This window comes from Mesorhizobium sp. M0802, assembly GCF_040320115.1.
Classification (GTDB): domain Bacteria; phylum Pseudomonadota; class Alphaproteobacteria; order Rhizobiales; family Rhizobiaceae; genus Mesorhizobium.
In genome coordinates, this window is sequence record NZ_JAMYOY010000006.1 from 115,088 (window position 1) to 138,666 (window position 23,579).

Genomic DNA, 23,579 nt, shown 5'->3' on the forward strand with positions numbered 1-23,579 from the left:
GTCAATCCTTCGCCGATTGAAGTTTGTCGCGCAGGAAGGCGAAGGGGCGGCTGATGTCGGCCACCAGCGCCTCGCGCGCCGCTTGCGCATCCTGTTTGGCAAGTGCCGCGACAATCCGACGGTGATAGTGGGCGGTATCGACCTCGCCGGCCTCGGAGAAGGCATAGATGGCGACGCGGATGCAGGGTCCAGATTGAAGCCAGAGGCTTTCGATCATCGGGATCAGGACAGCCGAGCCGCAGCAGCGGTAGATCTCAAAATGGAAGCTCTGGTTGAGCGTCGCTTCGCGATCGATATCCTTCTTGTGCTTCAGGGCCCGGATCTCGTCCCACTCGCCCAGCATGGCTTCGATCGACGCGATCTGGCGCGGGCTCATGCGCCTGGCCGCAAGCGCGATCGCTTCGCCTTCGATGAGGGAGCGGGCACGCAGGAGGTCGTCGATGCGCTCCAGCGTGATCGGCGGCACGCGCACCGAGCGGTTGGGCAGCGCCTCCAGCGCCTTTTCCGTGATCAGCCGGCCGAGCGCTTCGCGTACCGGCATGGTCGAGGTGACCAGCGCATCGGCAAGACCGCGGATGGTCAGCACCTGGTTCGGCTCGAAAAGGCCACCGATCAGGGCACGGCGCAGCTCGGAATAGACGCGATCCTGCACGGTCTCGCGGCCGACCGGCGTAAGCTGGGCTGCGATCGTCTCGTTGTTCTTTTCGATGGCAGCCTTCTGCATTACCGGCATTTGCCCCGTTTTCGGCTTGCGAATGAAATTAAAGCCGAATAGCGTGATCAAAGCAAGTGTGATCACAAATCAAAAATCAGGAGGCGACAACGATCGTCTTCGGCCAGAGGGTTTGATGAGCGATGCAGCGGAGCGCCAACGGCAGGAGACCCGTGCGCCGGTTCTGACGGCACGAAACGTCGTCAGGCGTTTTGGCGGCCTTGTCGCCGTCAACGATGTCTCGTTTGATGTCAAAGCGGGCGAAATCCTCGGCCTGATCGGGCCGAATGGCGCCGGCAAGACGACGATGTTCGATCTGTTGGCGGGCAGCATATTGCCAACCAGCGGCGATATCCTGCTCAATGGCACGCGCGTCTCCGGCGAAGCCGCTCATCTGCGTATCGGCCGTGGTCTTGGCCGCACCTTCCAGATCCCGCGCCCCCTGCCCAATCTGACGCTGATCGAAAACATCATGCTGGCGGCGCAGGGCCAAGCCGGCGAAAAATTGCTCGCCAACTTCGTCACGCCTTGGCGGGTCGCAGCACAAGAAAGGGCTGCCAGGACAAAGGCGCTCGAGCTGCTGGAGTTGGTCACTCTCACCCATCTCGCGCACGAGCCCGCACGCGTGCTTTCCGGCGGCCAGCGCAAGCTGCTCGAACTCGCCCGCGTCATGATGGCCGACCCGGCGATCATCCTGCTCGACGAGCCGGCGGCCGGCGTCAACGCGACGCTGCTCGAGATCATCATCGACCGCATCCGCGACATCAACGCGCACGGCATCACCTTTCTGCTGATCGAGCACAATATCGACATGGTGACGCGGCTCTGCCATCGCGTCCTCGTCATGGCGAGCGGTCAACTGCTCAGCGAAGGCACGGCGGAAGAGGTCGCCCGCGACCCGCGCGTCATCGAGGCTTATCTCGGGGGCGCCACATGAACGAGACCGTCCTCCACGTGCGCAACCTCGAAGCCGGCTACGAGCCCGGCGTGCCGATCGTGCGCGGCGCCTCGATCACCGTCGGCAAGGGCGAGATCGTCGTCGTGCTCGGTCCCAACGGCGCCGGCAAGTCGAGCTTCATCAAGGCGATCGCCGGCCTTGTCCCGATCACCGGCGGCGCCGTGCTCCTGGACGGCAAGGACATAACTGCTGCTCCCGCCCACACCATGGTTCGGCTCGGCCTGGCCTTCGTACCGCAGACGGAGAACATCTTCCCGCTGATGTCGGTCGAGGACAATCTGAAAGTCGCCTGCGGCATCCTCGAGCGACGCGAAATCCCTGCCCGCATCGAGGAAATGTACACGGCCTTCCCCGACCTCGTCCGCCAGCGCCGCACCGCCGCCGGCAATCTGTCGGGCGGACAGCGGCAGATGCTTGCCGTCGCGCGCGCCCTGATCGTCCATCCCAAGGTGCTGGTACTCGACGAACCGTCGGCCGGCCTGTCGCCGAAATTCGTATCGACGGTGTTCGAGATGCTGGCCGGCATCCGCAAGTCCGGCGTCACCATCCTGCTGGTCGAACAGAACGCCAAGGCAGCGCTGGCCATCGGCGACCGCGCCTATGTGCTGGTCGAAGGCAGGGACCGGCACGAGGGTGTGGCATCCGAATTGTGGAACGATCCTGTCGTCGCCGAACTCTATCTCGGCCAACGCCCGTCCCCCGTCGGCAAGGGAGGCGCGGCATGAGCCTGCAATTTGTCGTCGATGGGCTGCTGACCGGCTCGATGATCGGCCTTGGCGCCATCGGCGTGACGCTGACCTACTCGATCCTGCGCTTCTCGAACTTCGCCCATGGCGACTTCATGGCCTGGGGCACCTATGCGACGCTCGCCGTCGTCAGCGCCATCGGCGCGATGTTCGGCAAGGTGGCGCCCATTGGTCCGCTGTCCTTCGGGTGGCCGCTGCTGGTTGCGCTGCTTGTCGGCATGGCTTTCACCGCCCTGCTGGCGCTGTTGCTCGACAAGGTGCTGTTTTCGCGGCTGCGCTCGCAGGGGCAAGCGATCATCGTGGTGATGGCGAGCTTCGGCGCCTCGATGGCGCTGCGCAGCCTGCTCGAATTCACCTTCAGCTCACGCCCGACCTATTTCAGCCGGGCGATCCAGATCGCCATGCCGGTCGGCTTCGGCATCCGCATCACGCCCGATCAGATCGCGCTGCTGCTGCTGACCGCAGTGCTGGTGCTCGGCGTGCATCTGTTGATGACACGCACGCAGACCGGCCGCTCCATGCAGGCGCTGAGCCAGAATGCAGCGCTGGCCCGCATCGTCGGTATCGACGTTGCCTCCGTTGTGCGTGTCACCTGGATCATCGGCGGGGCGCTGGCCTGCGTGGCCGGCGTGATGATCGGCATTCTGGTGCAGATCCGCCCGTTCATGGGCTTCGACATGCTGCTGCCGATGTTTGCAGCAGCCATCCTCGGCGGCATCGGCAGCATTCCGGGCGCTGTGCTCGGCGGCTTGATCATCGGTCTTGCCGAAGCCGGTGCGGTGCAGCTGATCGGCGCCGAATGGCGCGCTGCAATCTCCTTCATCATCCTGATGGCGGTGCTGTTCGTGCGGCCGATCGGCCTGTTTGGTGTGAGGGAACGCTGATGGACCTGCTCGGCTACGGCGCCTTCTTCCTGACCACCGCGCTGATCTTTTCGCTGGTCACACTGGGGCTCAATCTGCAGTGGGGGCTGACTGGCCTTTTCAATGTCGGCCTTGCCGGATTCCTCGCCATCGGCGCCTATACATCGGCGCTGCTGACGACCCCGGACGATGCCGCGCGCTTCGGCGGCTTCGGTCTGCCGATCCTGGTCGGCTGGGCGGGCGCCATGGTCGTCGGCGGTATCGCCGCAGCACTTACCGGCATGGCCACGCTGCGTCTGCGATCCGACTACCTGGCGATCACCACCTTCGGCGTCGCCGTCGTCGTGCAACTGGTCGCGCTCAATGCGCAGAAGCTGACCGGCGGGCCGTTCGGCATCGGTTTCATCCCACGCCCGTTCGGCAGCCTTGCCGAAACGCCGCTGCTGTTCAACCTGTCGAACCTTGCGGTCGTTTCGGCTGTGACGCTGATCGCCTATCTCGCTCTGGAGCACCTGTCGCGCAGTCCGTGGGGCCGCGTGCTCAAGGCGCTGCGCGAGGACGAGCGAGCGGCGATTTCGCTAGGCAAGAGCGCGCGCTTCTACCGCGTCCAGGCCTTCGCCGTCGGCGGCGCCATCATGGCGCTGGCCGGCGCTTTGCAGGCGCATTTCACCGGCTTCATCGCGCCGGACAATTACCTGCCGATCCTGACCTTCCAGATCTGGGTGATGCTGATCGTCGGCGGCTCGGGCAGCAATGCCGGCGCCATCGCCGGCAGCATCCTGGTCTGGGCGATATGGGCGGGGTCGGGCACGCTGACCAGCGTGCTGTTTGCGCCCGAGCAGCAGGCACGCGCGGCCTCACTGCAGATCGTCGCCATCGGCGTCATGCTCTGCGTCATCCTGCTGATCCGGCCGAACGGATTGTTCGGCGACCGGCCGCGCCGGCCGAAGCCCGGCAAACAGACAAAGGTGGCGGCCAGCGAGAACGAGGCCGGACCATGAATGCCATGATCCGGCAAGACGTGCATGGCGTTTCACTCTGGCATGCCGTCAGCCGCAACCGCCGCGACCGGGGCACGCTGCAAGGCGGGCTCGACGTCGATCTCGCAATCGTTGGCGGCGGCTTTTCCGGCCTGTCGACGGCATTGCATGCCGCCGAGAAAGGGCTTTCGGTCGCGGTCCTTGAAGCCGAATTCCTTGCCTGGGGTGCGACCGGCCGGAATGCCGGCTTCGTCGTTCCGAACTTCGCCAAGCGGGATCCAGACGACATCATCGCCGAACTCGGACCCGAGCGCGGCGGGCGCCTGGTTGACTTCGCCGCCGGCAGCGCCGACCTGGTCTTCGGGCTGATCAAGCGGCACGGCATCGAATGCGACGCTGTGCAGAATGGTTGGATCCAGCCGGCGCATTCGTCCGCCGCGCTGGAAAAGACGCGATCGCGCGCCGAGCAATGGGCGGCGCGGGGCAGGCCGACCGTTGCGCTCGATGCCATGGCGGTCACGGAGCTCACCGGCATCGACGGCTATGCCGGCGGCTGGATGGACAGATCTGGCGGCGTCCTCAATCCGGTCGAGTATGCGCGCAGCCTGGCCGATGCCGCCGAAAAAGCCGGCGCGCGGATCTTCGAGCAGACGCGCGTCGCTTCCATTGACCGCGCTGCGGATGGCTGGACCTTGACGACCGCATCCGGCGCCGTGCGTGCGGGCAAGGTGGTGATCGCCACCAACGCCTATGGTGGAGCGCTGAACCCGACACTGGCGCGGACCTACATCCCGCTGAAAGTCTTCCAGATCGCCACCGCGCCGCTGCCGCGCGCCATACGCGCGCGCCTGCTGCCGGGCGGCCAGGGCGTCGGCGACACCAGGCGCAACCTGTTCACGTGCCGCTTCGATGGCCAGAACCGGCTGATCAGCGGCGGCATGCATGTCGTCGGAGCCGGCGCTGAGACGCGCATGCCGCAAACGATCTGGCGACGGCTCGCCAGGCATCTCGATTTGCCTGACCTGCCGCCGCTTGCCTACAGCTGGACAGGCGTGGCGGCGGTGGTGCCGGATTTCCTGCCGCGTCTCATCGACCTCGGCCCGGGCCTGATCGCCGGCTTCGCCTGCAACGGTCGCGGCATCGCCATGACCACGGCAATGGGCAAAGTGCTGGCGGACTGGGCGAGCGGAACGGACCCCCGATATCTGCCGCTCCCCTTCGCGCCGCCAGCGCCGATCCCGCTGCATAAGCTCGTGCGCTATGCACCGAATATGCTGCTCCCCTGGAGCATCCTGCGCGACCGGCTGGATTAGACAGCCAAGCCAGGTGATCCCCCTGCCGGCGCGCTCATGGCGACCCGAAAAGGACCGCCACCACCTTCCGCAATCGATGACCATGGTGGCCCAAGAGGATATCGTCAGATCCCCTCCCCAGCCAGCCGCATCTACTCCGCAGCCTGAACCCGATTGGCCCGGATGACCGCCCGGATCTCGGACCGGCAGGAGCCGCAATTTGTGCCGGCCTTCAGGGCGCCGCCTACGGCTTCGACTGTCGTGCACCCGGCCGCCACTGCCGCCACGATCTGGTTGACCCCGACGCTGAAACAGGAGCAGACGGTCGCGCCCGCATCGGGCCGATCGGCGCCGGCGCGACCGGCGACGATCCTGAAGCGTTCGCGCTGGCTGGTGTGAACCTCCTGGAGTTGCTGTGCCGCCCAACCCCGCGAAACCGCCACCGGTCCCGACGCGATAAACAAAGCCCCGGCGAGGTGCTGGTCGTCGAAGGCAGCAATACGATGCTGGCCGGTATCGCGGTCGTGATAAGCGAGCGTATCGGCTACGGGAACATCGAAAAGCGAACCAGCAAAACCAGCCCAGTCGATGTCGTCGTCAGCAAAGGCAAGCTCCACCCGCCAGCCGCCCTTGCATTTGGCCACGGCCCAGTAATCTGCTGCGACCGCCACCGGCTTGCGGCGCACCACGGCGAAGCCGAAGGCTCTCGCGGCGAACTTCTCGATGCGGGCGCCGACATGTTTCAGCGCAGGCTGACCGGAAACCGGATCGGTCAGAGGCGCGGTCAGCGTGTCGAGCCGGCCTTTTGCCGAAAACTGGTCAGTCCAGTGCATCGGCGCAAACACGCTGCCCTGGCGCTGGCGTGCCGTCACCAGCGCGCGCACCAGCACATCGCCGCGCGGGCTGGAGACGCGCACGATGTCGGCGTCGCCAATGCCGTGATGCGTGGCATCCGCCGGGTGGATCTCGACGAAGGGCTCGGCCATGTGCTGGGAGAGACGTGGGCTTTTCCCAGTGCGGGTCATCGTGTGCCAATGGTCGCGAACACGGCCGGTGTTGAGGATCAGCGGATAGTCCGGGCTGGTGCGTGTCTCGACGATGGGACGAATGGCGATGAAGCGGGCCTTGCGGTCGGGATTGTAGAAATTGCCGTTGGCGAAGAAGCGGGTGCTGGAAGGGTCAAGTCCCGCTTGAACACCCCCCTCTGTCCTGCCGGACATCTCCCCCGCAAGGGGGGAGATTGGCAGCTTTGACGCCGGCATATCTTCTGCATCGTTGGTAATTGGCGAAGGCCGAGGCGACGGCTGATCTCCCCCCTTGCGGGGGAGATGGCCGGCAGGCCAGAGGGGGGTGGCTGTGCTCGGCGCCGGCCATTGGAAAGGCTCAAGCGCTGCATAGGCCTCCTTATCAACACCAGCATAAGCGCCAATATCAAAATCCCGTGCGCCGTCATTCTCGAACCCGGACAGCGCGGCGTGTCCGGCGAAGATTTCCGCTGGCGACGAATAGGAAAACGCCTCGTCAAACCCCATCCGCTTGCCCACCTCGGCGACGATCAACCAATCCGGCCGCGCCTCACCGGGCACAGCAAGAAAGCTGCGCTGGCGCGAGATGCGGCGCTCTGAATTGGTCACGGTGCCGTCCTTCTCGCCCCATGCGGCGGCGGGCAGCCGCACATGGGCGTGGCGCATGGTGTCCGTGCTCGCCAGCACATCCGAAACCACGACGAACGGGCAAGCCTTGATCGCCGCCTCGACGGCATCGGCATCCGGCATCGAGTCGACCGGGTTGGTGGCCATGATCCACAATGCCTTGATGCGGCCGGCGGCGATCGCCTGAAACGTCTCGACCGCCTTCAGACCGGGCTTTGGGGCGACGGCCGGCGCATTCCAGAAACGCTGCACGCGGTCGCGGTGCTCGGGGTTTTCGATCTCCATATGGGCGGCCAGCATATTGGCCATGCCGCCGACCTCGCGGCCGCCCATGGCGTTGGGCTGGCCGGTCACTGAAAACGGTCCTGCCCCAGGTTTGCCGATGCGGCCGGTGGCGAGATGGCAGTTGATGATGGCGTTGACCTTGTCAGTGCCCGAAGACGACTGGTTCACGCCTTGGCTGTAGACCGTCACTGTCTTTGCGGTGGTGGCAAACAGGCTATAGAAGCGGGCAAGCTCCTCTTCGCTCAAGCCGGTGGCGGCGGCAACGCCGGCAAGATCGAGTTTCGAGGCAGCGAAGAGCGCTTGCCCGAAGCCGGTCGTGTGGGCGGTGATGTAAGCGCGGTCGAGTGCGTTGTGCTGGCCGAGCCAGGCGAGCAGACCAGTGAACAAAGCAACGTCGCCATCCGGCGCGATCGCCAGGTGAATGTCGGCGATATCAGCGGTCATGGTGCGGCGCGGGTCGACCAGCACGACCTTCATCTCCGGTCGTTTTTCCCGGGCCGCCGCGATGCGCTGGAAGAGCACGGGATGGCACCAGGCGAGATTGGAGCCGACCAGCACGATCAGGTCGGCGAGCTCGAGATCCTCGTAGGTGCCGGGCACGGTGTCGGAGCCGAAGGCGCGGCGGTGGCCGGCAACCGAGGAGGCCATGCATAGCCGCGAATTGGTGTCGATGTTGGCCGAGCCGATGAAGCCCTTCATCAGCTTGTTGGCGACATAGTAGTCTTCGGTCAGCAACTGGCCGGAGACATAGAAGGCGACGGAGTCAGGACCGTGCTCGGCGATGGTTTGCGAAAAGGTCGAAGCGACGCGGTCGAGCGCCTCGTCCCAGCCGGCACGGCGACCGTGGATTTCGGGGTAGAGCAGCCTGCCATCGAGGTCGATGGTTTCGCCCAGGGCCGAGCCCTTGGAGCAGAGCCGGCCGAAATTCGCTGGATGGTCTGGGTCGCCGCGGAGGCTGACTTCACCGTCCGCGGCGACTTTCGCCAGCACGCCGCAACCCACCCCGCAATAGGGGCAGGTGGTCCTCACCTCGCGCGCTTCGCCAAGTTCCATGCTTCAGGCCGCGCGGCTGGCCAGCGCTTTCAGCGCAATGAACAGGTGCTCGCCCTCGATGCGCACAGGAATGGTGCGCACCGCGCCCTCGTCGGCGCCGAGCGCCTTGCCCGTCTCCAGCGAAATGACCCAATTGTGCAAGGGGCAGGTGACGGCGGTGCCGTGGACAATGCCTTGGCTCAGCGGCCCACCCTTGTGCGGGCAATGGTCGTCGATGGCATAGACCTGATCGTCCTGCGTGCGGAAGACGGCGATCTTACCCTCGGGTGTAGCGATGCAGCGCGCGCCGCGGCGGGGGATGTCGGAGAGTGAGCCGATTGCGATCCAGTCCATTTTAATCACTCCGCAGCCTGCGCAAACCCGACAGAAGCCATTGGCCGGAACTCGTGCTTGTCCTTGCCGGAGACGCGTTCCGACCACGGGTCGACCTGGGCGAATTTCTGGCTGAAGACGAAGCGTTCGTAATAGGCCTTGCGCTTGGCACCGTCGTCCATGATCTGGCGCTTGATCTCGGGGATGCCGATGCGCTTGGCCCATTTGTAGATGCGCTCGAGATAGCGGCCCTGCTCGCGATACATCTGCGTCAGCGCCACGATATGCTCCAGCGCCTCGTCCTCGGTCTTGACCAGGCCAAGCACTTCGGTGCCCTTGATGTCGAGGCCGGCGGCGCCGGCGAAATGGATCTCGTAGCCACTGTCGACACAGATCACGCCGACATCCTTGCAGGTCGCCTCGGCGCAGTTGCGCGGACAGCCCGACACCGCCATTTTGACCTTGGCCGGCGTCCACGAGCCCCACATGAATTTCTCGATGCGAATGCCGAAGCCGGTCGAATCCTGCGTGCCGAAGCGGCACCAGTCGGAGCCGACACAGGTCTTCACCGTGCGCAGGCCCTTGGCGTAAGCATGGCCTGAGACGAAGCCGGCCTGGCCGAGATCGCCCCACACCGCCGGCAGATCCTCCTTGCGGATGCCCAGCATGTCGATGCGCTGGCCGCCGGTGACCTTGACCATCGGTATCTCGAACTTGTCGACGACGTCGGCGATGGCGCGCAGTTCGGCGGCGTTGGTGACGCCGCCCCACATGCGCGGCACCACCGAATAGGTGCCGTCCTTCTGGATGTTGGCGTGGACGCGTTCGTTGATGAAGCGCGACTGATAGTCGTCGGCGTAATCGTTCGGCCAGTCGCAGACGAGGTAGTAGTTGAGCGCCGGCCGACATTTTGCGCAGCCGCAGGAGGTCGTCCATTCCAGCTCCTGCATCACGGCGGGAATGGTCTTCAGGCTCTTGGCGATGATCAGCCGGCGCACCTCGTCATGGCCGAGCGTGGTGCAGCCGCACATCGGTTGCACGGCGGCCGGGTTGTATTTGTCGCCGATGGTCAGCACCATCAGCTTCTCGACCAGCCCGGTGCACGAACCGCAGGAAGCCGATGCCTTGGTGTGGGCGCGCACGTCGTCGAGCGAAGCCAGGCCCTTGGCCGTGATCGCGCCGGTGATCTTGCCCTTGCAAACGCCGTTGCAGCCGCAGATTTCCGCATCATCCGGCAAGGCTGCAACGGCCGCCATAGGGTCCAGCGGGGCACCCCCCTGGTAGGACTGGCCGAAGATGAGCGTGTCGCGCATCTCCGATATGTCGGTCTGCTTCTTCTTGAGATCGTTGAACCAGGCCCCATCCGCCGTCTCGCCATAAAGCACGGTGCCGATGATGCGGTCGTCTTTCAGGACAAGGCGCTTGTAGACGCCGGCGGCGGCATCGCGCAGCACGATCTCCTGGCGGTCCTCGCCTTCGGCGAAGTCGCCAAGCGAGAACAGGTCGATGCCGGTGACCTTGAGCTTGGTCGGCGTGTCCATGTGGACGAAGGCCGCTGCCTCGTTGCCGGCCAACTGGTTCGCGGCAACGCGCGCCATCTCGTAGAGCGGCGCGACCAGCCCGTAGACCTGGCCGTTGACCTCGGCGCATTCGCCGAGCGCGTAGATGTCGGGGTCGTTGCTGCGCATGCCGGCATCGACGACAATACCACGATTGACGGCTATGCCGGCCTCCCTGGCCAGCGCCGCATTCGGCCGGATGCCGACCGCCATCACCACCAGCGTTGCCGGGATAATAGTGCCGTCGGCAAGCTCCACCTGCCCGACCTTGCCGTTGCCGGTGATCGCCTGGGTGTTGGCCTTGGTGATGACCTTGATGCCGCGCTGTTCCACCGCGCGCTGCAGGAGATAGCCGGCGGCTGGATCGAGCTGACGCTCCATCAATGTCGGCATGACATGCAGCACGGTGACGTCCATGCCTTGGGCGTTCAAACCTGCTGCCGCCTCCAGCCCGAGCAGGCCGCCGCCGATGACCACGGCCTTGGCGCGCGACTGGGCGGCAAGCATCATGGCCTGAACATCGTCGAGGTCGCGATAGGTCAGCACCCCCGGCAGATCATGGCCGGGCACCGGAATGATAAAGGGCACCGATCCGGTGGCGATGACGAGCTTGTCGTAAGGCTCGGTGACGCCGTGATCGGAGGTGACTGTCTTGGCCGCCCGGTCGATGGCGACGATCTTGTGACCTTTGTAGAGGGTGATGTTGTTGGCGATGTACCAGCCGTCGCCGTGGATGATGATTTCCTCATAGGCCTTTTCGCCGGAGAGAACCGGCGACAGCATGATGCGGTCGTAGTTCACCCGCGGCTCGGCGTTGAAAATGGTCACGGTGTAGCGGCCCGGCGCCTGTTCGAGCAGATGCTCCAGCATGCGCCCGGGGGCCATGCCGTTGCCGATGATGACGAGTTTTTCGGTCATGGCGTTACTCCGCGGCTTCGACGAAGCGGTGGCGTTCATAGAGGAACTTCAGCACCGCTTCGCGGCAGCGCAGGAAGGTGCGGTCGGAAGAGAGTTCGACGCGTCGACGCGGCCGCAGCAGCGGCACCGCAAGCACCTCGCCGATTGTCGCCGCCGGACCGTTGGTCATCATGACGATGCGGTCGGACAACAGCACCGCCTCGTCGACATCGTGGGTGATCATGATCGTCGTCGAGCCGAGCCTGGAATGGATGTCCATAACCGCATCCTGCAGATGGGCGCGCGTCAGCGCGTCGAGTGCCCCGAACGGCTCGTCGAGCAACAGGATCTTCGGCTCCATGGCAAGCGCCCGGGCAATGCCGACGCGCTGCTTCATGCCGCCCGATATTTCCGCCGGCCGCTTGTCCTTGGCATGGGCCATCTGCACGAGATCGAGATTGCGCATGATCCAGTCATGTCGCTCGGTCCTGCTCTTGGAACGGCCAAAGACTTTCGACACCGCCAGGCTGATGTTTTCGTAGACGGTGAGCCATGGCAGCAGGCTGTGGTTCTGGAACACCACGGCGCGCTCGGGTCCGGGGCTGTCGACCTCCTTGTTTTCAAGCAGCACGGCGCCGGCGGAAACCTTGGTCAGCCCGGCGATCAGATTGAGCAAGGTCGACTTGCCACAGCCGGAATGGCCGATGATGGAGACGAATTCGCCCTTGTCGATGGTCAGCCTGATGTCCTTGAGCACCTCGCTGACCTGACCGCCGCGGGCAAAGGATTTGTCGATATGGTCGAGCTTCAGATAGGCCGTCATCGCCCTCTCCTCACTTTGCCGATGTGCCGCGGGTGACGAAAGCGCCGACCGCAGCGACCAGGCGGTCGAGGCAGAAGCCGGTGACGCCGATATAGGCGAGCGCGACGATGATGTCGGGCAGCCGCGACGAGTTCCAGGCGTCCCAGATGAAGAAGCCGATGCCGACGCCGCCGGTCAGCATTTCGGCGGCGACGATGGCGAGCCAGGACAGGCCGATGCCGATTCTGAGGCCGGTGAAGATGTAGGGTGCGGCGGCCGGAACCATGATCTTGACGAAGAATTCGAACTGGTTGAGCCGCAAGATGCGCGAGACGTTGCGGTAGTCTTCCGGAATGTTTCGCACGCCGACGGCGGTGTTGATGATGATCGGCCAGATCGAGGTGATGAAGATAACGAACAGCGCCGACGGGCTGGAATCGCGGAAAGCAGCCAGCGACAGCGGCAACCAGGCCAGCGGCGGCACGGTGCGCAGTATCTGGAACACCGGATCGAGGCCACGCATGGCCCAGATCGACTGGCCGACCAGGGCGCCGAGCGCGACGCCGACGATCGCCGCCAGGCCGAAGCCGATGGCGACGCGCTGCAGAGAGATCAGCACCCGCCACGCAAGGCCGATATCCTGCGGACCGTTGTTGAAGAACGGATGCGCGATCAGGTCATAGGCCTCGTTCCACACCTGGCTGGGCGGCGGTAGGCTGGCGGTCGGCGACGAGCAGGCGATCTGCCACACGACCAGCATGAAGGCGATAACGATGACCGGCGGCACCAGGGCGGTGGCCAGCCTGCCGGCGATCGCGATCGGGTCGAAGCGGCGCCGCGCTTTGGCGGTGAAAGCGATGACTGCGGCAGGCTTGGCGGGGAACGCCTTCACCGTGGTTTCCTCAATGGCTTGGATGGACATGTCTGGGTATAACTCCGGGGTCGATGCGGGCGACAACGGCGAAGCGCCGTTGCGCTGGGGCGACAAACGGCGGAACGCGCCGTTTGCGCTGGTCAAGCCGATGCCTTGATCTTCAGGCTGTCGAGATAGGCCGACGGGTTGGCCGGGTCGAAAATCTTGCCGTCGAAGAAGGTCTCGACGCCGCGCGACGACGAGGCCGGAATGTCGGCTGCGGCAACGCCGAGATCCTTCGCCGCCTCGCGCCAGATATCCTCGCGATTGACCTGATCGACCAGCGTCTTGATGTCGGTGGTCGGCGCGAATTTTCCCCAACGGATGTTTTCGGCGAGGAACCAGCTGTCGTGGCTCTTGTAGGGATAGGAGACGCCACCCTTCCAGAATTTCATGTAGAGGTCAGTGCCGGTGGCCACGCGGCCGTTGCCGTAGTTGATGTCGCCCTTGAGGCGGCCGATAATGTCGGCGACAGGCACGTTCATCCATTGCCGCTTGCCGATGATGGCGGCCATCTCGTCCTTGTTCTCCGTGGCCTCGCACCATTGCTGGGCCTCCATGACGGCCATCACGATCGCCTTGGTGGCGTTCGGGTATTTGTCGATGAATTCGGCGCGCAGGCCGAGCGCCTTTTCGGGATGACCCTTCCACAGTTCGCCGGTGGTAGCGGCGGTGAAACCAACGCCCTGGTGGACGAGCTGTTCGTTCCACGGTTCGCCAACGCAGAACACGTCCATGTTGCCGACTTTCATGTTGGCGACCATCTGCGGCGGCGGCACGACAATGGTCGAGACGTCCTTGTCGGGATCGATGCCGCCGGCGGCCAGCCAGTAACGGAGCCACAAATCATGAGTGCCGCCCGGGAACGTCATGGCGGCCTTGATTTCCTTGCCTGCCGCCTTCTTGGCGGCGAAGGCGTCCTTCAGCTTGGAGGCGTCGAGGCCGACACCGGTGCCGGCGTATTCCTGCGCAACCGAAATGCCCTGGCAGTCGTAGTTGAGCCGCGCCACGATAGCCATCGGCATCGGCTGGTTGTTCTGCGTCACCTTGCCGGTGTGCATGAGATAGGGCAGCGGCGTCAGGATGTGAGCGCCGTCGATGCCGTTGGCTTCGCCGCCGAGCATCAGATTGTCGCGCGTCGCGCCCCAGGAGGCCTGCTTGAGCACCTCGACGTCGGGCATGCCGAACTTGGCGAACAGCCCCTTCTCCTTGGCGATCATCAGCGGCGCCGCGTCGGTCAGCGCGATGAAGCCGAGCTTGGCGCCGGTGGCCTCCGGAGCGGTCGTGGCGGCATAGGCGCCCGAGGGGCAGAGCTTGCGGGCCGCCACGAACAGGCCGGCCGTCATGGCGCTGCTGACAAGAAAATCGCGGCGCGTCACATCCTTGAGCGATGTTCCCGTCCCGATCCATTTCCCTATTTTTTCTTTCATCGTGATCTCCGGTTGAACGCTTCGTCGAGTGGCCCAAAACAAAAAAGCCGCCGTCCAGGCCTCGCGCGTCCGTACATCCGGGATCGCGTCGTTGACCTGAGCGGCAGCTTTGCCTGTGGCGCCCGCCATTGGACGCCTGTTCCGTGACCCGCGAAGGGCCTGGCTAATTCAAAGCAGGAACCGTGCCAGTTCTGAGTGAAACGAAAAACCTAAATGAAATCAACCGCGCCAGACGCCGGGACGCGAGGCGACATCGCAAGCAGGTCAAAGATTGTTCATTACAGCAATCGCACGCACATTTTTTGTGCAATGCACAAGAATGGCGCGAGAATGATCAGGCTTCCGCGCGAGCGGCTTTCTGGCGCGCTATATAGCCGTCGATCTCGTCGGGGTCGAAGGTCTGACCGTCGAAGAAGCCGTCTGGCCCAAGCACCAAGCCTGCCCCGGTCGCACCGACAGCCGTGGCGACCTTAAGCGCGCCCTCGACCTTCGCATTGGCGCCGGGAAGTGCAACGCCAAGCGGCTTTAGCGCCGAGCGGTAGAGGTCGGGACGGTAGCAGTCACGGGCGATAGCAAGGTTTTCCGGCGTGTGCTCGACATGCCCCCAGCGCACCATCTGCGTATAGAACCACAGCGCATGGCTCTTCCACGGAAAGTTCGCCGCCTTGTCGAAGGGCAGGAAGAAGTCGTCGACATCCAGTTCGGCGCCGCCGCCCAGTTCAAGATGGCCGGTCAGGATCGGCATCTGGACAGCTGGTGGCAGGCCGAGGAAGCCAGCTCGAGCCATCACAGCAGCCAGTTCGGCGTGGTTGCCCCGATCCTGGCACCAGCGCGCCGAATGATGCAGCGCGCGCAGCAATGCTGCCAGCGCGACCGGGTTCTCCTGCGACCAGGCCTTGCGCACGCCGATCACCTTCTCCGGACTGTTGCGCCACAGCAGCGCCTTGACGGTGACGATATGGCCGGTGCCGGCAGCGACCGAGGCGCTGTTCCAGGGCTCGCCGACGCAGTAGCCGTCGATCCGCCCAGCGGCCAGCGCATCGGCCATGAAGGGCGGCGGCACGATGACGATCTCGATCTCGCGCTCCGGATCAATGCCGCATCCGGCAAGCCAGTAGCGCAGTTCGTAATTATGCCCCGAATGCGGGTGCACCACGGAAAAGCGCAGCGGATCGCCGCCAGCCCCGGCGCGCTCGCGAATGAAGGCACGAAGGGCTGCGCCCGCGCGCGCGGGCTCGAGATCGGGTATGGCGCCGTGTGCCGCCATGCCTTCCCAGACGGCGTTGGAGATGGTGACGCAATTGCCGCCAAGCCCGAGCGAAAACGGCACGATGGTCTCGGAAGCAAGCGGCGTCAGCCCGAGATTGCAGGCGAGCGGCATCGGCCCCAGCATGTGCGCCAGGTGGAAATGGCCGATGGCGATGCGGTCACGGATGTTGGCCCAGGAGGTCTCGCGGTGCAGTGTGAGATCGATGCCCTCGCGCGCGGCAAATCCAAGCTCACCCGCCGCAACCAGCACGGCACTGTCGAAGAGCGGCATGAAGCCGGCGGTGATCTGGTGCTCGGCGCTCATGCTCATTCGTCCTCCGACGGCCCGAGCAGCCCGGCGGCAGTCACCAGGCTCTGGGCAATGTCGCCGATCTTGCGGTTCTGGTTCATCGCCGTCTTGCGCAGCAGCGTGTAGGCGGCCTCTTCGGTCAGGCCGCGCGACTTCATCAGGATGCCCTTGGCACGGTCGATCACCTTGCGGCTCTCAAGCTCCCCTCGAACCTCTTCCAGCTCGCGCGCCATGCGCGAGAAAGCGTTGAAGCGGCTGACCGCCATGTCCAGGATCGGCTTGACGCGCTCTTGCCTGAGGCCGTCGACGACATAGGCCGAAACGCCGGCATCGACCGCCGCTTCGATCGATGCCTGGTCCGATCGGTCGACGAACATGGCGATCGGCCGCTTCACCGCACGCGACAGCTGGAACATGTTTTCCAGCATGTCGCGGTTCGGGTTTTCCAGGTCGATGACGATGACGTCCGGCTCGATCTCGGCGATGCGCCGCGCAATGCCGGTCACGTCGTGGATGACGGTGACCCGCTCATGGCCGGCCTCGCGCAAACCTGCCTCGATGATCGCGGCGCGGATACGGTTTTCGTCGATGACCAGGACGGCGAGTGAGCTGCGGACCATGCGTGCATTGTGGGCAAGGTCGCAAAATTGTGCAATGCGGCATGGTCACAGGCTCCCGCCGCGGAGCAACCGACGACCGACAACGACCCGGTCTAGGTGGTCGGACAAGGAACGCAGCGCAACGCTGGCGCTGGTGATGACAGCCTTGCCGGTCGCCTGGTGCCCTACCCAACGGTCTAGGTGCGATGAGACTTGCACCGCAACATCGGCTTGTTAAAGGTGGGGGCAACGACGGACATAGCTGTCCTTGCTCGCCGATCTGACCGGAAGGTTACCGCACGATGCTGCTCATGAAACGACGATTGGGAGCCAGCAAGCTGGCGCGCCCGGCACGGCGTCCCGGAGGCCTGACGACGATGTTTGCCCTGATTGCCGGGCCGCTCATCCTTGGCATCGCCCTCCTGCTGGCTGGCCCGGCACAGGCGCAGTCACCGGCCGCCGTCGCGCCCGACAAGGTCAAACAGCTGTTCGAGCTTCTCGACGATCCGTCGGTGAAGGCCTGGGTGGCCGAGCAACGAAATCCGGCCGCTGGATCAACGGAAGCGCCTGCCGAGGCTGGCGCTCCGCCCGCCGACGCCGTGGCCGCACCGAGCCAGATGAATACAATGGCATCCTCGACGCTCGATCGGATCAAGCATCACATCGAGAAAATCATGCGAACCGTGCCCACACTGCCGGGCCAGTTCGCGCGCGTCAGGGCCCAGACAATGGACGATATGTCCAGCAAGGGCCCCGTCAGCATATTGGTGCTGATTGCGATCTTTATCGCTGCCGGCCTGGCGCTCACCTGGGCAATATACAAGCTCACCCGTCCATTTCGTCTTTGGATCATCGCGCAACCCAGAGATACGCCCATCGGGCGGGCCAAGAAGATCGGCGGCCGCACGCTTTATTCCAGCATGATGATCGGCTCGTTCGCGCTGGGCAGCGCCGGTGCGTTCATGCTGTTCGACTGGCCAGCGCTCATCCGCGAGATTGTGCTGACATTTCTGATGGCTGCGGTCTTTACGTGGGCTGTGCGCCTATACGTGATGGCCACGCTCGTCCCTTCTTTCATGGAGGTCGAGCACGCCATCGAGGTTCGTGCCCTGCCGATCACCAACGGAGCTGCTGACCATTGGGCTTATTGGCTGCCCCGGATCGTCGGCGTTTTCGCCTTCTTCGCCGCCGCGTTTGTCCTCTTGCCGGGTCTCGGCATAGACCAGGACGGAATGATGGTCCTGTCCGTCGGCGCCGATTTCATCCTGCTGTTGCTCTTCCTGCTGGCCATTTGGCGTCGGCCAAGAACGCAGCGAGACGGCGCGCGCCACAGCGGTCACACGGCAGTGACATGGTTGTTGACGGCTTATTTCGTCGTTCTGTTCCTCGAACGCATTGCCGGCCTCTACACATTCTTCTGGTTTACCTTCACCGCATTCTTCCTGCCTTTGGCAATTGTGCTGACAGAGCGCGGGGTTAATTTCGTCCTGCGGCCCGGTTCGGAAGATGCGGGCCGGCCGACGATCCCGGCGGTGACGATCGCTGTCATCGATCGCGGTATCCGGATGATTTTCATCCTCGCGGCGGCTTACCTTCTCGCACGCGTACTGGGCCTGGACATGCAATCCATGCGCGGCAGCGATACGACCACCATGCTCATATTGCGCGGCTTGATCAACGTCGTGGTCATTGCCCTTGCTGCCGATTTCGGCTGGTCGATCATCAAAGCCTTGATCGAACGAAAGCTGGGCGTCGCGATACCGCAAGCCGTGATGGGCGAGGAGGACATCCTCACCCTCGATCCGCATCAGGCGCGGCTGCACACGCTGTTGCCGATCATTCAGAACATTCTGCTAGCAGTGATCATCGTGATGGCGGTGCTGATGATGCTCGCTTCGATCGGCATCCAGATCGGCCCGCTGATCGCCGGCGCCGGCGTCGTCGGCGTCGCCGTGGGTTTTGGCGCGCAAACCATCGTCAAGGACGTGATCTCTGGCGTGTTTTATCTGCTCGACGATGCTTTCCGTGTCGGCGAATACATTTCATCGGGCAGCTACAGGGGTACGGTGGAGAGCTTTTCGCTGCGCTCGGTGAAGCTGCGCCACCATCGTGGTCCGCTGTTCACGATACCTTTCGGCGAACTCGGCGCCGTGCAGAACCAGAGCCGTGACTGGGTCACCGACAAATTCAACATCACCGTTGGCTATGACACCGATATCGACTTTGCTCGCAAACTGATCAAGCGAATTGGCCTGGAACTGGCGGAAGATCCGGAGTTCAAACACTGGGTGATCGAACCGATCAAGATGCAGGGGGTGCAGGAGTTCGGCGAGTACGGCATCGTCTTGAGGGTCAAGGTCACGACCAGACCTGGAGGCGCCTTCAGCATGAAAGGCAGGTTCTTTTTGCGCCTCCGCCAGGCCTTCAAGGAGCAGGGCATCGAGCTCCCATTCCCGACCGTCCACGTCCAGGGGCTGCAAGACCCGCATGGGACAGAGAATGCGCCTTTGAAGGTCACACCTGAATTACGAATGGCCGTCGCCCAGTCGCTCACCAATCGGCGCAGAAAAAAAGCCGGCACAACGGAGTAGGACGCTGTGATACCGGCCGGTCGCAACACGGCTTTCCGCGCAAAGCGTGGACCCGCGACACCACGCTAGTCGAGCTGCCGATAGCGACGACGCGATCGCCGCCAACCAGCACCAGCGTGGCGTTCTGAGGCCAAGCTTGACGAAAAGAGCAGATATGCTGGCCTTTCCGCGAGGCTCAGAGCGCAATCCAGGCGGTCTTGAGGTCGACAAATTTCTCCAGCGCATGCAGCGACTTGTCACGGCCGAAACCGGACTGTTTGACGCCGCCAAGCGGCACGGTGATATCGGCTCCGCCATAGGTGTTGACGTGGACGACACCGGCGTTGATGGCGCGCACCATGCGATGGGCCGTGGAAAGATTGGCGGTCCACACCGCCGAGGCAAGTCCGTAGACAGTGGAGTTGGCGAGATGCACCGCCTCCTCCTCGGTCCCGAAGCGCATCACGCCGAGCACCGGTCCGAACACCTCCTCGCGCGCCAACTGCATCTCTTGCGTCACGTTCTCGAAGATCGTCGGCGCCATGTAGCTGCCGCCAGTCTCGGTCAGTATCCGTTCGCCACCGGCGACGAGACGGGCGCCTTCGGCTTGCGCCATGGCGACGAAGCCGAGATTCTTGTCCAGCTGTTCGGCGCTCGATACCGCACCGATATCGCTGGCGAGATCGAGCGGGTCGCCGACCTTGAGCCGCGTGGTTGCCGAGACAAGTTCGTCCATGAAAAGATCATAGACCGACGACTGGACGAGCAGACGCGAGCCCGCCACGCAGACCTGGCCTGAATTGCGAAAGATGCCGTTGGCCGAGACGACCGCCGCCTGCTTCAGGTCCGGAGCGTCGGCAAAGACGATGTTGGGCGACTTGCCGCCAAGCTCGAGGAAGACCCGCTTCAAATTGGAACGGGCGGAGTATTCGAGCAGCCGCCGGCCGACCGGCCCCGATCCGGTAAAGGCGATGGCGTCGACGTCCATATGCAGGCCAAGCGCTTCGCCGGCGACAGAACCATGACCGGTAACGACGTTGAACACGCCTTCGGGAAGTCCAGCCTCGCTTGCGAGTTCGGCCAGCCGCAGCAAGGTCAGCGAGGCGATCTCCGGCGGCTTGACGACGACGCTGTTGCCGGTGGCCAGTGCGGGCGCAATCTTCCAGGCACCGATCATCAGCGGGAAGTTCCACGGCACGATGACGCCGACGACACCGAGTGGCTCCCTGTGGATCAGCCCGAGCACATTGTCGGCCGTCGGCGCGATCTCGCCATAGACCTTGTCGATCGCCTCGGCGTAGTAGCGGATGGTGCCGGCCGCCGACAGCGGCTCGGCCTTGTAGGCCATGCCGATCTCGGTGCCGTTGTCGCGCACGCCAAGCACGGCCAGCTCATCGACATGTTTTTCGATCAGCTCGGCAAATTTCGTCAGCACCTTCTTGCGATAGGCAGGGGCGGCGCGCGACCATGAACCCTTCTCGAATGCTTTTCGCGCCGATCGGACCGCGCGATCGATGTCAGCGGCATTGCCGTCAGCGATGCTGGCAAAAGGGCGGCCGTCGATCGGCGAAATCACCGCCAGCGTCGCGCCGCTCGTCGCTGCGGCCTGTACGCCGTCGATAAACAAGCCCCGCTCGCCGATCTCCGTCTTGCGCAGCGCGTCGATGGCATTCTGGCTGATCATTGGTGGCGGACTCCCAGGGAAACATACAACGTGGTTGGCGCGCGGAATTCCCAGCCGCGAAACACCGGCACCTTGCCTGGCACCAAGCTGAGATCGGGGAAGCGCAGGAGCAGCAGCCTTAACGCAAGGCACATCTGCTCGCGCGCGAAAAACCGGCCCGAACAGAAATGATGACCAAAGCCGAAGGCGGCATGATTGCCTTCCCTGCGGTTGATGTCGAAGCGGTCTGGATCGGCAAAGCGGCTCTCGTCGCGGCTTGCCGAGGAGACAAGTGCAGCGACCGCGGCGCCGGCAGGGATGGTTACGCCGCCAAGCTCGACCGCCTGCGTCGTCTGCCGCGTCTGGGTTCCGATCGGCGCCACCCAGCGCAAGCCTTCATTGACAGCCCTGGGCACAAAGGTCTCGGGATCGGCGAGCACCTGCCGCAATTGTTCGGGATGCGCAAGCAGGCCGGCGAGGATCGAACCGGCACCATGTCCGGGCTCCTGCATGCCGCCAAGCAGAATGACCTTGATGCTCGGCATCAAGAAATCGATCGGCCGCGTCGTGCCTTCCGGCATGCCGTCATGCAGCATATGCGACAGCGCCGAGCCGTCGGGGGGCGCGCGCAAGTCTATCCAGAGTCGGCCGGATGGCTGCGCCGACCTCGGCGCTGATCGCGTCGGCGATCTCTTGCCGCTTCGGGTCGTTCTCGAAATTGATGGCGCCCTGCGCAAGGCCATAGAACCAGCGGCGCAGCGTCGGCATGTCGATGTCGGCAAGGCCAAGCGAGCGCGCCAGGCTGAGCGTCGACACCGGCTCGAAATAATCCGCCATCAGCTCGGCGGAGCCTTGTTCGGCGATCCGGTCGAGAAAAGGTTCGGCAATCGACCGTACGAGATCGCCGGCATAGGCGGCGACGGTGCGCGGCCGGTATTTCGGATCGACGCCTTGGCGCAGCTGTCTATGCGTTGCGCCGTCGGTGGTCAGGATGGTCGGCTTGCCGAACGAGCGTTCGACCGGAGACGTACCGACGACGGCGGAGAAGATGTCGGGTGACTTTGCGACGGTCTCGACGTCCTTCCAGCGGGTGACGAACCAGAGATTGACCGCCGGCACGAAAGCGACAGGCGCGCTGCGCCGCAGTTTCGCATAGATCGGATACGGATCGGCTTCCAGCGCCTCAACGGTGATGCTCTCGGCAAAGCTCAACGCGGTTACTCCCTTGCGATGGAAAGGGGCGGCGCCGAACGCGCTACCCCCTTGTCCTTTGTCCTAGTCCTTCAGCGGCACGCCGAGATTTTCGAAGGCAACCGGATCCCGGCTCTTCAACGCACCGGCAAGCAGCAGGCCGACCACCGCGGCAATCAGCACCAACCCCGGCAGCAACGCGCCGAGGAAGCCGCTGGCGCCCGACAGGCCACCGAAATTAATGACGATCAGGTAGATGATGACGACGAAAGCGATGAAGGCCAGCCCAGGCAGGATGGTGGTCTTCAGCGCATTCTCCTGCGTCGACGGGTTGGCGCGGAAGTACATCACCACGGCGAGCGAGGCCACCGCCATCATGACGATGACTCCCAGCGTCGCGACATTGGTCAGCCAGGAAAACAGCGCCAGAACCGGATCGAGGCCGAGTATCGCGAACAGTCCGATGACGATCGCTGCCAACACGCTCTGGATGACGGAAGCGACATGCGGGCTCTGGTGCACTGAATGCGTCACGCCGATCGCTTCAGGCAACAGCTTCTCGCGGCCCGAGACGTAGATGTAGCGGGCAACCGCGTTGTGGAACGCCAGCACGCCGGCAAACAGGCTCGACACGAACAGGATGCCCATGGCGTGCGACAGCATGGTTCCGGCGTAGCGGTCGGACAGGCCGAACAGGAAAGTCGTCGGATCCTGAAGCTCCTGCAGTGCCGGCAACAATTTGTCGACGCCGGCGCCGACCGCCATCAGCCAGGCCGTGACCATGTAGAAGACGCCGATCAGCAGCACGGAGAAATAGGTGGCGCGCGGAATGGTCACCTTGGGGTCGCGGGCTTCCTCGGCGTAGATCGTCGTCGCCTCGAAACCGATGAAGGCGGCGAAACAGAACAGGATGGCGATGGCGGGCGAGCCGCTGACGATCTGGCTCCAGCTGAACGGCGCCGCCGAGAGGCCGCTGTCGCCACCGGTCTTGAGGATGGCGAGGTCTAACACCAGCACCACGATGTATTCGCACAGCACCAGCACCGTCAGGATCTTGGCCGAGAGGTCGACCTGGCGGTAGCCCAACACCGCGACGATGGCGACGGCGATGAAGCTCCACACCCACCAGGGCAGGTCGATGCCCCAGCCGGCGAACAGGCCGGCGGTCGCGGCCCCCAGCAGGCCCATGACCCCGATCTGCATGGCGTTGTAGGACAGGATCGCGATGATTGCGGTTGCGCCGCCGGCAAAACCGCCGAGCCCGCGCGCGGCATAGGCATAGAAGGCGCCGGCATTGCCGACATGGCGCGACATGGCGACGTAGCCGACCGCAAACAGCAGCAGCAACACGGTCACGATAAGATAGGTTCCGGCAAAGCCCGCCCCATTGCCCATAAGCATGCCGAGCGGCGTGCCGCCGGCGACCGCGGTGAGCGGCGCCGCCGCCGAAATCACCATGAAGGTGATAGCGCCGACGCCAAGACTGTTCTTGCGCAGCCTGTTGGCGGGCGCCTGTTCCGAAACTGCTGACATTTGTCCCTCCA

The 23,579-nt window shown here is 64.2% G+C and carries 19 protein-coding genes; 6 read left to right on the top strand and 13 right to left on the bottom strand.

Annotation, left to right across the window (positions count from 1 at the left end; all coding sequences use genetic code 11):
* Window position 1: 1 nt before the first annotated feature.
* On the bottom strand, window positions 2-724 hold the full coding sequence (locus NKI10_RS11610) for a GntR family transcriptional regulator (protein WP_023714897.1): 723 nt from the start codon (window positions 722-724) through the stop codon (window positions 2-4).
* Window positions 725-848: 124 nt separating this feature from the next.
* Between NKI10_RS11610 and NKI10_RS11615 the strand changes: the two genes are divergently transcribed.
* The 5 genes from NKI10_RS11615 to NKI10_RS11635 are packed head-to-tail and all read left to right on the top strand — an operon-like array spanning window position 849 to window position 5,572.
* Window positions 849-1,649, top strand: coding sequence for an ABC transporter ATP-binding protein (locus NKI10_RS11615; RefSeq protein WP_352859975.1), 801 nt, complete (start codon window positions 849-851; stop codon window positions 1,647-1,649).
* A complete protein-coding gene (locus NKI10_RS11620) occupies window positions 1,646-2,395 on the top strand; it encodes a branched-chain amino acid ABC transporter ATP-binding protein (protein WP_352859977.1) in 750 nt (249 codons plus the stop codon). Before NKI10_RS11615 ends, NKI10_RS11620 begins: the two co-directional genes overlap by 4 nt.
* On the top strand, window positions 2,392-3,300 hold the full coding sequence (locus tag NKI10_RS11625; protein WP_352723902.1) for a branched-chain amino acid ABC transporter permease: 909 nt from the start codon (window positions 2,392-2,394) through the stop codon (window positions 3,298-3,300). The genes NKI10_RS11620 and NKI10_RS11625 overlap by 4 nt, the downstream gene beginning before the upstream one ends.
* The gene (locus tag NKI10_RS11630) at window positions 3,297-4,280 is read left to right on the top strand and encodes a branched-chain amino acid ABC transporter permease (protein ID WP_352860080.1); all 984 of its coding nucleotides are present in this window, start codon (window positions 3,297-3,299) and stop codon (window positions 4,278-4,280) included. The genes NKI10_RS11625 and NKI10_RS11630 overlap by 4 nt, the downstream gene beginning before the upstream one ends.
* Window positions 4,277-5,572: an NAD(P)/FAD-dependent oxidoreductase gene (locus NKI10_RS11635; protein WP_352859979.1), complete on the top strand. Its 1,296-nt coding sequence runs from the start codon at window positions 4,277-4,279 to the stop codon at window positions 5,570-5,572. The genes NKI10_RS11630 and NKI10_RS11635 overlap by 4 nt, the downstream gene beginning before the upstream one ends.
* Before the next feature lie 131 nt (window positions 5,573-5,703).
* On the opposite strand, the gene NKI10_RS11640 is transcribed toward NKI10_RS11635, so the two are convergent.
* The 8 genes from NKI10_RS11640 to NKI10_RS11675 form a co-directional block, all read right to left on the bottom strand.
* Entirely contained in the window at window positions 5,704-8,541 is a 2,838-nt protein-coding gene (locus NKI10_RS11640; RefSeq protein ID WP_352859981.1) for a nitrate reductase, read from the bottom strand.
* A 3-nt stretch (window positions 8,542-8,544) separates the two neighbouring features.
* Window positions 8,545-8,874: a nitrite reductase small subunit NirD gene (gene nirD, locus NKI10_RS11645; RefSeq protein ID WP_352859983.1), complete on the bottom strand. Its 330-nt coding sequence runs from the start codon at window positions 8,872-8,874 to the stop codon at window positions 8,545-8,547.
* Between the two features lie 5 nt (window positions 8,875-8,879).
* The gene (gene nirB, locus NKI10_RS11650; protein ID WP_352859985.1) at window positions 8,880-11,330 is read right to left on the bottom strand and encodes a nitrite reductase large subunit NirB; all 2,451 of its coding nucleotides are present in this window, start codon (window positions 11,328-11,330) and stop codon (window positions 8,880-8,882) included.
* Window positions 11,331-11,334: 4 nt separating this feature from the next.
* The gene (locus tag NKI10_RS11655) at window positions 11,335-12,132 is read right to left on the bottom strand and encodes an ABC transporter ATP-binding protein (protein ID WP_023667847.1); all 798 of its coding nucleotides are present in this window, start codon (window positions 12,130-12,132) and stop codon (window positions 11,335-11,337) included.
* A 10-nt stretch (window positions 12,133-12,142) separates the two neighbouring features.
* Complete coding sequence (gene ntrB / locus NKI10_RS11660; RefSeq protein ID WP_352859987.1) at window positions 12,143-13,033, bottom strand: nitrate ABC transporter permease; 891 nt, start codon at window positions 13,031-13,033, stop codon at window positions 12,143-12,145.
* A gap of 92 nt (window positions 13,034-13,125) precedes the next feature.
* Complete coding sequence (locus NKI10_RS11665) at window positions 13,126-14,454, bottom strand: CmpA/NrtA family ABC transporter substrate-binding protein (protein ID WP_352859989.1); 1,329 nt, start codon at window positions 14,452-14,454, stop codon at window positions 13,126-13,128.
* Between the two features lie 334 nt (window positions 14,455-14,788).
* On the bottom strand, window positions 14,789-16,027 hold the full coding sequence (locus NKI10_RS11670; RefSeq protein ID WP_352860081.1) for a CmpA/NrtA family ABC transporter substrate-binding protein: 1,239 nt from the start codon (window positions 16,025-16,027) through the stop codon (window positions 14,789-14,791).
* 2 nt (window positions 16,028-16,029) lie between these two features.
* Window positions 16,030-16,632, bottom strand: a complete 603-nt coding sequence (locus NKI10_RS11675) for an ANTAR domain-containing response regulator (RefSeq protein WP_023667842.1) — start codon at window positions 16,630-16,632, stop codon at window positions 16,030-16,032.
* Window positions 16,633-16,913: 281 nt separating this feature from the next.
* Between NKI10_RS11675 and NKI10_RS11680 the strand changes: the two genes are divergently transcribed.
* Window positions 16,914-19,202 carry a mechanosensitive ion channel family protein gene (locus NKI10_RS11680; RefSeq protein ID WP_352859991.1) on the top strand — a complete coding sequence of 763 codons (2,289 nt, stop codon included), beginning with the start codon at window positions 16,914-16,916 and terminating at the stop codon, window positions 19,200-19,202.
* A gap of 175 nt (window positions 19,203-19,377) precedes the next feature.
* On the opposite strand, the gene NKI10_RS11685 is transcribed toward NKI10_RS11680, so the two are convergent.
* The 4 genes from NKI10_RS11685 to NKI10_RS11700 form a co-directional block, all read right to left on the bottom strand.
* A complete protein-coding gene (locus NKI10_RS11685; protein ID WP_352859993.1) occupies window positions 19,378-20,865 on the bottom strand; it encodes an aldehyde dehydrogenase in 1,488 nt (495 codons plus the stop codon).
* The gene (locus tag NKI10_RS11690) at window positions 20,862-21,476 is read right to left on the bottom strand and encodes a cytochrome P450 (protein WP_352859995.1); all 615 of its coding nucleotides are present in this window, start codon (window positions 21,474-21,476) and stop codon (window positions 20,862-20,864) included. Before NKI10_RS11690 ends, NKI10_RS11685 begins: the two co-directional genes overlap by 4 nt.
* A complete protein-coding gene (locus NKI10_RS11695; protein WP_352859997.1) occupies window positions 21,430-22,056 on the bottom strand; it encodes a cytochrome P450 family protein in 627 nt (208 codons plus the stop codon). Before NKI10_RS11695 ends, NKI10_RS11690 begins: the two co-directional genes overlap by 47 nt.
* A gap of 63 nt (window positions 22,057-22,119) precedes the next feature.
* The gene (locus NKI10_RS11700) at window positions 22,120-23,568 is read right to left on the bottom strand and encodes an APC family permease (protein ID WP_023710031.1); all 1,449 of its coding nucleotides are present in this window, start codon (window positions 23,566-23,568) and stop codon (window positions 22,120-22,122) included.
* Between the last annotated feature and the right edge of the window lie 11 nt (window positions 23,569-23,579).

What these genes read in the sequence shown, in the direction of transcription:
- NKI10_RS11700 (WP_023710031.1), bottom strand. Translation starts at nt 23,568, where the DNA reads ATGTCAGCAGTTTCGGAACAGGCGCCCGCCAACAGGCTGCGCAAGAAC.
- NKI10_RS11615 (WP_352859975.1), top strand. Translation starts at nt 849, where the DNA reads ATGAGCGATGCAGCGGAGCGCCAACGGCAGGAGACCCGTGCGCCGGTT.
- NKI10_RS11635 (WP_352859979.1), top strand. Translation starts at nt 4,277, where the DNA reads ATGAATGCCATGATCCGGCAAGACGTGCATGGCGTTTCACTCTGGCAT.
- NKI10_RS11675 (WP_023667842.1), bottom strand. Translation starts at nt 16,632, where the DNA reads ATGGTCCGCAGCTCACTCGCCGTCCTGGTCATCGACGAAAACCGTATC.
- NKI10_RS11680 (WP_352859991.1), top strand. Translation starts at nt 16,914, where the DNA reads ATGCTGCTCATGAAACGACGATTGGGAGCCAGCAAGCTGGCGCGCCCG.
- NKI10_RS11610 (WP_023714897.1), bottom strand. Translation starts at nt 724, where the DNA reads ATGCAGAAGGCTGCCATCGAAAAGAACAACGAGACGATCGCAGCCCAG.
- nirB (WP_352859985.1), bottom strand. Translation starts at nt 11,330, where the DNA reads ATGACCGAAAAACTCGTCATCATCGGCAACGGCATGGCCCCCGGGCGC.
- NKI10_RS11685 (WP_352859993.1), bottom strand. Translation starts at nt 20,865, where the DNA reads ATGATCAGCCAGAATGCCATCGACGCGCTGCGCAAGACGGAGATCGGC.
- NKI10_RS11655 (WP_023667847.1), bottom strand. Translation starts at nt 12,132, where the DNA reads ATGACGGCCTATCTGAAGCTCGACCATATCGACAAATCCTTTGCCCGC.
- ntrB (WP_352859987.1), bottom strand. Translation starts at nt 13,033, where the DNA reads ATGTCCATCCAAGCCATTGAGGAAACCACGGTGAAGGCGTTCCCCGCC.
- nirD (WP_352859983.1), bottom strand. Translation starts at nt 8,874, where the DNA reads ATGGACTGGATCGCAATCGGCTCACTCTCCGACATCCCCCGCCGCGGC.
- NKI10_RS11620 (WP_352859977.1), top strand. Translation starts at nt 1,646, where the DNA reads ATGAACGAGACCGTCCTCCACGTGCGCAACCTCGAAGCCGGCTACGAG.
- NKI10_RS11665 (WP_352859989.1), bottom strand. Translation starts at nt 14,454, where the DNA reads ATGAAAGAAAAAATAGGGAAATGGATCGGGACGGGAACATCGCTCAAG.
- NKI10_RS11625 (WP_352723902.1), top strand. Translation starts at nt 2,392, where the DNA reads ATGAGCCTGCAATTTGTCGTCGATGGGCTGCTGACCGGCTCGATGATC.
- NKI10_RS11640 (WP_352859981.1), bottom strand. Translation starts at nt 8,541, where the DNA reads ATGGAACTTGGCGAAGCGCGCGAGGTGAGGACCACCTGCCCCTATTGC.
- NKI10_RS11670 (WP_352860081.1), bottom strand. Translation starts at nt 16,027, where the DNA reads ATGAGCGCCGAGCACCAGATCACCGCCGGCTTCATGCCGCTCTTCGAC.